Annotated in this window: 7 protein-coding genes and 1 pseudogene; 3 read left to right on the top strand and 5 right to left on the bottom strand. The window is 64.5% G+C overall.

The annotated features are described in order from the left end of the window. The 5 genes and pseudogenes from DLM85_RS24610 to DLM85_RS24590 all read right to left on the bottom strand — a co-directional run. Positions 1–301, bottom strand: a pseudogene (locus DLM85_RS24610) (hypothetical protein); the annotation flags it as partial. A gap of 279 nt (positions 302–580) precedes the next feature. After that, on the bottom strand, positions 581–2269 hold the full coding sequence (locus DLM85_RS24605; protein ID WP_111480848.1) for a family 43 glycosylhydrolase: 1689 nt from the start codon (positions 2267–2269) through the stop codon (positions 581–583). A gap of 40 nt (positions 2270–2309) precedes the next feature. Further along, positions 2310–3383: a glycoside hydrolase family 43 protein gene (locus DLM85_RS24600; RefSeq protein WP_111480847.1), complete on the bottom strand. Its 1074-nt coding sequence runs from the start codon at positions 3381–3383 to the stop codon at positions 2310–2312. 75 nt (positions 3384–3458) lie between these two features. Then, positions 3459–4988, bottom strand: a complete 1530-nt coding sequence (locus DLM85_RS24595) for a RagB/SusD family nutrient uptake outer membrane protein (protein ID WP_111480846.1) — start codon at positions 4986–4988, stop codon at positions 3459–3461. A gap of 64 nt (positions 4989–5052) precedes the next feature. After that, positions 5053–8124 carry a SusC/RagA family TonB-linked outer membrane protein gene (locus tag DLM85_RS24590; RefSeq protein ID WP_165822294.1) on the bottom strand — a complete coding sequence of 1024 codons (3072 nt, stop codon included), beginning with the start codon at positions 8122–8124 and terminating at the stop codon, positions 5053–5055. An 85-nt stretch (positions 8125–8209) separates the two neighbouring features. Here DLM85_RS24590 and DLM85_RS25275 point away from each other — a divergent pair, with 85 nt between their 5' ends. From DLM85_RS25275 to DLM85_RS24580, 3 genes are all read left to right on the top strand, one after another. Further along, a complete protein-coding gene (locus DLM85_RS25275) occupies positions 8210–8413 on the top strand; it encodes a hypothetical protein (RefSeq protein ID WP_133257271.1) in 204 nt (67 codons plus the stop codon). 309 nt (positions 8414–8722) lie between these two features. After that, positions 8723–9025, top strand: a complete 303-nt coding sequence (locus DLM85_RS24585) for a transposase (RefSeq protein ID WP_111480844.1) — start codon at positions 8723–8725, stop codon at positions 9023–9025. 439 nt (positions 9026–9464) lie between these two features. Next, positions 9465–9848, top strand: coding sequence for an integrase core domain-containing protein (locus DLM85_RS24580; RefSeq protein WP_133257270.1), 384 nt, complete (start codon positions 9465–9467; stop codon positions 9846–9848). The last annotated feature ends 216 nt before the right edge of the window (positions 9849–10064 follow it).

Genomic DNA, 10064 nt, shown 5'->3' with positions numbered 1-10064 from the left:
TGCCGGCCTTGTCGGGCACGAACAGGCGGGTGATGGTGCCGCCGTAATTCGTGATGCTCACCTGCACACCGTGGGCGTTGCGGAGCGTGTACAGCTCGGCCTGCTGCCCGTCGGCGGTGCGGCCGAAAGCCGCGGCCGTCGGGGCTGCGGCGGAATCGGCGGCTTGGGCGGGGCGGTCGGCGGCGGACTGCTCGGCATCGGTAGTCGTTGGGGAGGACCGGTCGCAGCCGCTGAGGCTGAGCAGGCCGGCCAGCCCGACGGCGCCACTGGTCAGCAGGCTAGCGCGGAGGGTGTGGTTCATGGCAGGAGGTGGAATAAGCAGGCGGAAAACGGGAGAAGCCGAAGCGGTACGGGTCGCCAACAAGCTGCTTCCGGGAGAGGCAACGCCGAGCTTAATAAACAGCATCGGCTAATTCAGGGCGTAAAATAGGCAAGCTTTAAGGTGCACACAATCGTTTGTGTGATAATTGTGTTAAAAAAGCCGGTATACCCCCGAACAAGGCCCTCCGCAGTGCAAAAAATAACTTATCCGATTGTGTATGATCTTATCATTTTTCACCAAACTGCCCAAGTTGCCGCCCTACTGCACGGCCAGCTTCTGCGTGAGCGTAGCGGCGCCCTGCCGAAGCTGCACCTGGTAAATACCCGGCCGCAGCGCGGTGCGCACCGTCAGCAGCCGCACTCCCGCTGCGCCCGTTTGGCGGTGCACGAGGCGGCCGCGCACGTCGTATACGTCCACCTGCGTAGCCGGGCCCGCCGCGGCCAGGCCGACGGTGAAGCCCGTCGAGGGGGCCGGCACGGGGTACAGCGTAGCGGCCAGGGCGCCGGCGCCGCTGCGGGCAGCCGTGACGGTGGTCGGCGTCAACGACCAGTGCTGGCAGGAACAGCCGTTGTAGTCCCACAGGCCTAGTTGCTGGCCCGGCGTCTGCGAGGCATTGGGTACTTCCACCACGCGGTTGCCATTGGCGGAAGCCAACACCAGGGTGCCGTCGTTGGCGCGGTCGATGTAGAACTGCTGGCAGGCCTGCTGGGCGTACGCGGCGAGCTGCAGCAAGGCGCCACCGCTCGGCGAGCAGCCCGCTACCGATACGGCGAGGCCGCCCTGGGCGCTGGTGATTTTGTAGAGCCCGTCGCCGAGGGCGGCCACGTCCCAGCGCTGGCAGGTGAGGCCGGCCGGCGTACCCTGCGCCACGGCTTGGCCGGCCACGCCGGTGCAGCCCCAGGCATCCCAGATCAGGTTGCTGAGCTGGTTCTTGATTTCGTAGCGGCCGCCCGTCACCCAGTCGCGGCTCACCACCGGCCAATTGGCGGCGTTCCAGCTGAGCGTGGCCAAGCCCAGCTTGGGCGCGCCGTTGTCGTAGGTGTCGTAGTAGTGGTGGGAAAAGTAGCTCGCGCCGCCCTCCTCGTAGATGCCCGGGTGGCCGGGCCCGGCGAAGCGGCCCGAGCCGCTGAGCAGCGGCGTGCCGCCGCCGGCGTTCAAATCCAGGCCGCTCTGGTCGAGGAAAGGCCCGGTGACGCTCGTCGAGCGGCCTACCTGGATGCGGTAAGTACTGTTGACGCCCTGGCAGCAGGCGCCGCGGTTGATGAACAGGTAGTAGTAGCTGCCGCGGCGGTACAGGCAGGCCGCTTCCACGTCGCCGCTGGCTACGGAGTAGTCCTGGGTGCTCAGGAGCTTACCGGTGCTCGGGTTCAGCTGCGCGAGGCGCAGGCCGCCGAAAAACGAGCCGTAGGTCAGCCACAGGTCGTTGTTGGTGTCGCGGAAGATGGCCGGGTCGATGGCGTTGGCGGAACTGTTGGTGTTGCTCGACACCACCTCCCCCTGGTCCACCCACTGGTAGTTGGGGCTGGTCGGGTCCAGCGTCACATTAGTAGCCACGCCGATGGCCGACACCTTGGAGCCGAACGTGGAGCAGGAGTAGTACAGGTAGTAGCGGCCGTTCTGGTAAATGCACTCCGGGGCCCAGAAATTGCCCTGAAAGCCGGGTACTTTGGTGTTGATCCAGCCCGGGTAAGCGTTGTTGACGAACACGGCGCGCGGGGCCGGCGTCCAGGTCACCAAGTCCGTGGAGTACATGCTGTAGATGCCCTGCCCGGTGGCAAACACCCAGTACTTGTTGCCTTCCTTGACGATGGTCGAGGGGTCGTGCACGCCGGTGAGGCCCTGCAGCGCGTAGGCGGGGCCGCCCAGCCAGCCGAGCAGGAACAGCAGAAGTAAACCGAGCCGCCGGCGGTACGCGGCGGGGCAGCGGAAGAGTAAGCGTGGGGTCATGACGGTGGGAATGGGAGGGTGAGGAAGGTCGCCGGCGGACTCATTCGCCGCCGGGCCGGGCCAGGGGCGTGCCGATGGGGACCGGGGGGCCAAAATTGGGCGTGCCGTCGGCGTTCCAGTTGAATTGCTGCATGCGCGGGTTGCGGCGGTTTTCGCAGCCTTCGCCCGCATTGGAATTAGCGTGGTAGATGATCCAGTCCTGCTGCCCGTCCTTGGAACGGAAAAAGCCGTTGTGGCCGGTGGCGTAGGCGCGGCTCGCCGGGCTCGGGCTGAACACCGGCTGCGCCGACTTGGTCCACGACGCGGGCCGCAGGGGGTCGGCCGAGCTGCTGGCCGTGAGCATGCCCAGGGCGTAGGAATCGGTGCCGCAGAAGCTGGCCGAGTACACCAGAAAGGTCTGGCCCGCGCGCTGCAGAATTTCCGGGCCTTCGTTGACGTAGGGCGGGCCCTGCAGCTCCCAGCCGTACTCGGGGTGCGAGAGTTCCACCCGCGGGCCGGTCAGCGTCCAGGGGTTGCGCATCTCCGAGATGTAGAGGCGTTGAATGGCGTCCTGCCCGTTGTGGCCCGACCACACGAAGTAGCGCCGCCCGTTCTGCTCGAGCACCGTGCCGTCGATGGCCCAGAAATCAGCCGTGGGGTTGTACAGCCGGCCCTTGTCGGTCCAGGTGCCGGTGGTGGGGTCGGCGGCCGCGTTTTCGAGCACCCAGGTGCGCTGCTGGCCCAGGTTCGTGCCCGCGGGCCCGGCCGTGTAGTAGATGTACCACTTGCCGTCGAGCCAGTGCAGCTCCGGGGCCCACAGGTTGCCCGAGGCCGGGCCGGTGAGCGGGGGCGTCCAGACCACCACGCCGGCGGCGGCGCCCAGTTCCGACATCTTAGCCGTTTTCCATAGGCGCAGGTTGGTGCCCGTGGTGTGCATGTAGTAATAGTACCCATCCTTCTGCGTCACCCAGGGGTCGGGGCCCGAGGGCAGCAGCGGATTGGTAAACGTGGCGGTGGAGGGCGTTGCCACCGGGGGCTGCGGGGCCGCCGGCGGCAAGCTGCGCTGGCAGCCCAGCAGGCCCAGCACCAGCAGCAGCGGCCGGGCGCCACGGCCCAGGGGTTGGAGGCTATTCATCGTATCGACGCGAAACCAGACCAGGTGCCGGCGCGGCCTCGAAGGGCTCAACGCCGCGCCGGCGTGCTGGGCCGCTTAGTAGCCCGGGTTCTGGCGCAGGTTCGGGTCGATGCCCAGGTCGCGGCGCGGGATGGGCAGCAGCTTGGAGACGCCCAGGCGGAAGTTGGTGAAGTCCGAGTCGCGGGTGCGCAGCTCGTCGATGCCGACCTGGTTGTCCATCAGGCCCCAGCGCAGGATGTCAAACCAGCGCGTGCCTTCGCCGGCCAGCTCCCGGGCCCGCTCCAGGCGCAGTTGCTGGCGCAGCTGGTCCTGGGTGGAGTTGGTGGGCAGCGGAGCCAGGTCGACGCGGGCGCGCACCTGGTTGATGAGCGGCCGGGCCGCCCCGAGCTGGTTTTGCTCGATCAGGGCCTCGGCCTGCATCAGCAGCACGTCGGCGTAGCGAATCACGCGGTGGTTGATGCCGGAGGAGAAGTTTTCGTCGGCGCGGGTGCGGTCGTTCAGGTACTTGCGCCAGTACTGCTGGTTGGGGTTCCAGCCCCACTGCGCGAAGGTGCGGCCGTAAAAGACGTCCGGGTTGCCGGCGTGAATGATGCTGACGTCGCGGCGCGGGTCGATGCGGTGGCGGGTGGTGCTGCCGGGCACAAAACCCACCGTCGAATCGGTGTACGCATCGAGCAGCCAGCGGCGGGGCTGCACGTCGGCAAAGGTGGGACCGGGAGGGCCGAAGAAGTTGGGCCGGTCGTGGCTTTCCGACGCCGAGCCGTTGTCCTGCCCCTGCCCCACTTCGAGCACGGTGCCCGTAAACTGCACCTCGAACACCGACTCGCGGTTGTTTTCGTTGGTTTCGGTGAAGTTGTCGAGGTAGTTGGGCACCAGCACGTACTGGTTGGAGCCGATAATTTGGGTGAACAAGGCCGAGGCCTGCGCCCACTGCCGCTGCTGCATGTACACTTTGGCGAGCAGGGCCTGCGCCGCGCCCCGGGTCACGCGCCCTTTGTCCACGTCGCCGTAGGTGAGCGGCAGGTCGGGAATGGCGGCCTGCAGGTCGGCAATGATCTGCGCCTCGGTCTGGGCCTGCGTGGCCTGCGGGGCCCGGGCGTTGACGTCGACGGGCTCCTCCAGCATCAGGGGCACATTGCCGAAGAAGTACGCCAGGTCGAAGTACGACAGGGCCCGCACAAACCGGGCTTCGGCCACCAGGCGCTTGCGCAGCGTCTCGTCCATGGCAATGCCGGGAATGCGGTTGATGGCCTGGTTGGTGCGGTAAATCGTGCGGTAGTAGTCGTTCCAGGCAAAGGACGAGATAAAGAAGTCGACGTCGGGCTGGATAAAGCGCGTGAAGTCGGCCAGGGCCACGAAGGGGCTTTGGCTGAACGACTCGTCGGAACGGTGGGCCATGAAGTGCCAGCTGCGGTAGTAGCAGGCAAACTGCTGCAGGCCCGAGTAGCAGGCAAACACGCCCTTGATGGCGTCGTCCTGGTTTTGCCAGAAGTTTTCCTTGGTGGGCGCGTTGGGGTTGCTTTGGTCCAGCAGGTCTTTTTCGCAGGCGCTGGTCACCAGCAGGCCGCCCACCAGCAGCAAAGCCGCTATTTTATTGACTTTCATCGGAGTAAAGGAAACGGGTTGGTCGGGGCCGCGCGGAGGCGCGCCGGGCCCCTCGGGGGGGGAGTTAGAAGTTGACCTGGACGCCGCCGGTGAAGCTGCGCACGTTCGGGTAGGAGCTGATGTCGACGCCGCGGCTGTAGAAGCCGGTGCCGGTAATCTCCGGATCGAAGCCCGTGTAGTCGGTGCGGGTAAAGACATTGCGGCCGGTCACGTACACGCGCACGCTGCCCAGGCTGGGCACCTTGCTCGTCACGCTCTTGGGAATGGTGTAGCCGAGCTGAATGTTGCGCAGGCGCACGTAGGAGCCGTCTTCCAGCCAGCGCGTGGTGTTGAATAGGGAGTTGTTGGAAGCCGCCAGGCCCAGGTTGCCCAGGCCCCCGCCCTGCAGCAGGCGCGGGGTCGTGGTGGAGGGATTTTCCGGGGTCCAGGGCTGCACGTCGGCGTTGTAGTTGTTTGGCCCGACGTAGCTTTCCAGGTCCCGGCGCGCTTGGTTGTAAATCTTGTTGCCGCTCGACGAGTTGAAGAACACCGACAAATCGAAGCCCTTGTAGCCCGCGTTCAGGTTCAGGCCCATCAGCAGGTTGGGAATGGACTTGCCCGCGTACACCGCGTCGCTGTTGTTGATGACCCCGTCGTCGTTCGTGTCGCGGTAGCGCACGTCGCCGGCCGAGGCGTAGGGCTGGATGACCGTACCGTTAGAGCTTTTGTAGTTGGCCACCTCGTCCTGCGACTGAAAGATGCCGTCGAAGGGAATCAGGTAGAACTCGCCCAGGGAGCGGCCCACCTGCGAGCGGGTCAGCAGCTCGCCGCCCTCCAGCACCTGGCCCTTCACGGGCAGGGCCGTCACCTCGTTTTTGATGGTGGTAAGCGTAAAATCAGCGCCGTAGGTGAAAGCCTTGCGGTTTTCGTGGTAGCCCAGCGCCAATTCAAAGCCGCGGTTCTCGATGTCGCCCGCGTTCTGGTAGAGCGTGGTACCGAAGTGGCCCAGGTAGGTCAGCACCTGCACCGGCGCCAGCGCGTTGCGGGTTTGCGAGATGTAGTAATCGGCCGACACGGTGAGCCGGTCGTTCCATAGGCCCAGGTCAAACCCGGCGTCTTTGGTGTAGCGCTCCTCCCAGCGGATGTCGGGGCTGGGCAGCGCCAGCTGCGTCGAGCCGTTGACGATGGTTTGCCCGGTACCGATGACGTAATTCACGTTCTGGCCCACGATGGCCGCCGTCAGGTAGCTGCCGCCGTAGGCGCCGGCCACCGCGTCGTTGCCGTTGGCGCCGTAGCTGGCCCGCAGCTTCAGGTTGTTGATTTGCGGCAGGCTTTCCTTGATAAAGCCCTCCTCGCTTAAGCGCCAGCCCAGCGAGACGGCCCCGAAGTTGCCCCAGCGGTTGTCGGGCTTGAAGCGGGAGGAGCCGTCGCGGCGGCCGCTGACGGAGAGCAGGTAGCGGTTTTTGAAGTCGTAGGCGGCCTGGGCGAAAAAGGAACGCTTGGTAAACTTGTACGAGGAGCCCTGCACCACCCCTACTTTGGGGGCCGCGCTCAGCTCGAAGAAGTACTGCCCGCCGGCCGGCGTGAAGCCCTGCGCGCCGGCCTGCACGCCGTGCTGCCGAAAGCTCTGCTCCGAATAACCCACCAGCGCGTTGATGCTGTGGTCACCGAGGCGCTTGTTGAAGTTCAGCGTGTTTTCGCCGAGCAGAAACAGGTCGTAGCCCAGAAACTCGTTGAGCGAGGAAGTGTTGATGCGCGTGTTCTGGCGCAGAATCCCGCTTTGCTGGGCGTCCGCGTTGCTGTAGGTGTGCCCGTCCAGGGCCACGTTCAGCCGGTAAGTCAGAAAGTCAAAAAACGAGTACTCGGCGCTGACGTTGCCAGCCAGACGGTTGTCCGACTGGGTGCGGCGCAGCAACTCCTGAGCCCCGATGGGGTTGGTGGCGAAGGTATTGAGCACGGGCGAACCGGTGCCGAAGCCACCCTCGTTGGCGGGGTCGCGCACCGGAATGCTCGGCAGCATGGTCAGCACGTCGATAAAGGGCGCCCCGTTGAGCAGCCTCACGTCGAGGTGGGTGAGCTGCACGTTTTCCTGGAAGCGGAAGCGGCCCCGGCTCAGGCCCGAGTTCAGGCGCAGGCTGTAACGCTTGAAGTCGGGCCCCTTCACGATGCCCTCCTGGTGGAAGTATTCGCCCGATACGAGGAAGTTGGTGGCGTTTTTCTCGCCCGCCGAGCCGCCGGAAAAGGACAGGTTGTAGTCCTCAATCACCCCCGTCTGAAAAAACTCCTTCTGCCAGTCCGTATCGACGTTGGGGTTGAAGGCCCCGCCCGGTCCTTTCACGGCCCCGGCCAGGCTGTTCTGCCCGTTGTTAAGCGGATCTAGCCCGGCGTTGCGGTAGGCCGCCACCGCCCGGTCGGCCCACTCGCTGGCGTTGGTCAGGTTGTAGCGCTTGTACACCTGCTCCACACCGCGGTAGCCGTTGAAGCTGATGGCGGGCGCGCCGGCCCGGCCTTTTTTAGTGGTAATCTGAATCACCCCGTTGGCCCCGCGCGAGCCGTACACGGCCGTGGAGGACGCGTCTTTGAGCACCGTCAGGCTTTCGATGTCGTTCGGGTTCAGGTCGCGGATGTTGTCCGTCCACAGCCCGTCGATGACGTAGAGCGGGCCGCTGCTGGCGTTGCCCAAAGTGCCGATGCCGCGGATGTTGACGATGGGCGCGTCGCCCGGGCCGCCCGAGCCGGTGACCTGCACGCCCGACACCCGGCCCTGCAAGGCCTGGGTGGTGGTAGCCACCGGCGCCTTGGTGGCTTCTTTCACGTCGAGGCTGCTCACGGAGGAACTCACGTTCTGGCGGTTTTCCGTCAGGTAGCCCACCACCACCACTTCCGACAGCGCCCGGTTGTCGGGCACCAGAGCCACGTCGACGCTCGTGCGCCCGCCCAAGGCTACCTCCTGGGCCGCGTAGCCCACAAAGGAAAACACCAGGGTGGCGTTGTCAGGCACGTTGAGCGAGAAGCGGCCTTCGGCATCGGTTTGGGTGCCGTTGCTGGAGCCTTTTACCACCACGTTCACGCCGGGTAGGCCCTGGCCTTTTTCGTCCCGCACGCGACCGGTCACGGTGATGTCCGCGGCCCGCGTTGCAGCGGAGCTTTCACGCAAGGAACTGGGAACAGCACTACCCAAAGCCGCCTGCAGTGGCAGGCAGCACAGTAGGACTGGCAGCGCAGATATGCGCTTTTTGGGTATGGACTTTTTCATGAGAAAATATGTGGGAATTTTTGGAACATTAGCACAATCGTTTGTGAAAAAAGCCAACACAAACGATTGTGTTTTGGGGCAAAAAAAAACCGAAAAACCAAGGCAAAAATCCGGTAGCCTCAAGCCAAAACTGCTTTTCTGGCGCTTTGATGGCTTTTTACGGGTTGTTAGCGGGGCAAGCGAGTGGTAAGGTTAACGAAAACACAATAGATAAACAAAAAATTATTAGTGAGCACCTACTTACCTGCAGCCCGAGTGGTATTAACAAGCTGGTACCGAAAAAGCTGCCAGCTGCCTTTTTGGCGGTTGAAATGCCATCTATAGCGCCCCGGTAATCGGGACTAGAACTGGCGTTGAGCTTCTCTGCTAATGGAAAAAGGTATTGCCCTACGGGGTTGAAGTGTTCGTGGCGGTGGCAGAGCTTCGGGTCCTTGCGTGGGGCGCTTGGTGAGGTGGTCTAGTTGAGCTGGACAGAATAGGAACGTGCATTCCATCTGTCATGACAACACCTTCACACGAAAAGCAGCCGGATAAACGGCGCAAATACGATGACGCCTTTAAGGCCGAGGCCTTGCGCTTGGCGCGGGAGAGCCGCTCGGCGCGGGCGGCGGCCCGCCAGCTGGGCATCAGTGAGCGGCTGCTCTACCGCAGGCGGGATCAGCAGGCGGCGGCCGAGTTGGGCAGCACGGAACTGGCACGTGACCCAGAGGTGCGCGCGCTACGCGCCGAGTTGCAGCGGGTGCAGCGCGAGCAGGACATCCTAAAAAAAGCCTTAGCCATCTTCAGCCAGGAGACGCCGTGAGCCGCTACCGCTTTATCGACCAGCACCGCGAGCTGGCGCCGGTACGCGAGCTGTGCACGGTGCTGCAGGTGGCCCCGAGCAGTTACTACGCCTGGCGCAAGCGCCGCCAGCAGCCTGCCCCGGCCTGGGAACGGGCTGTCGTGCGGGCCTTTCAGCACCATGCCCGGCGCGTGCTGCGCGCCCACGGCTTACACGCGCAGCAGCCCCGCTCGTTTGTCCCGCGCACCACCGATTCGGCGCACGGACAGCGCGTGGCGCCCAACCGACTGCTGCGCCAGCCACGCCCCACCGCCCCGAATCAGGTGTGGGTCGGCGCCATTACCGGCCTGCCCAAGCCGGGCGGCGGCTGGTTGTACCTGGCCAGTTGGCAGGATGCCTGCTTGCGCAAGGTCGTCGGCTTTGGTGCCGCCCCGGCGGCACTTAGGACGTGCGCGAAACCATGCCCGAGGACCTGGTCAGCGAAGCCTTGCGCCGGGCCCTGGCCGTGCGCCATCCGGTGGCCGGCCTGATCGTGCACTCCGATCAAGGCAGCCAGTACACGGCTACCCGCTTCCGCGAACTGCCGGCCACCCACGGCGCGCATCAAAGCATGAGCCGCAAAGGCAACTGCTACGACAACGCCCCGGCAGAGTCTTGTTGGAGCCGGCTCAAAACCGAATTACTCGACGGTGGCAGCTTCCCTGGGCTGGAGGAGGCACGCCTCGAACTCAGCCACTACATTACCTACTACAACGACGAGCGGCGCCACTCCGCGCTCGGCTACCAAGCCCCCAACCATTTCGAAATTCCCCTCCAAACCTCGTCACCAAAGTGTCCGGTCTAACCAAACCTCCTCACACGTCCGAAGGCCACGCGGCGTGGATTCTCTGGGCAAACGTAACCCTGTGCCTCAACCAACTTCCGTAATTCCTCAACATGAACTGTGTTGAAAGTCAAGTCATGTGCAGGGCTTTTTGAGCGAAGTCGGGTTGGTAAGCCACACCGGATTTGACGATGGCGAAGGCCTGTTTGAGGAGTTTGTTGCAGACGGCAATCAGGG

Origin of the sequence: Hymenobacter edaphi (assembly GCF_003258365.1) — a bacterium.
GTDB lineage: Bacteria > Bacteroidota > Bacteroidia > Cytophagales > Hymenobacteraceae > Solirubrum > Solirubrum edaphi.
Note: the sequence above shows the minus strand (reverse complement) of the source record. Positions and strands in the feature narration are given on the sequence as shown.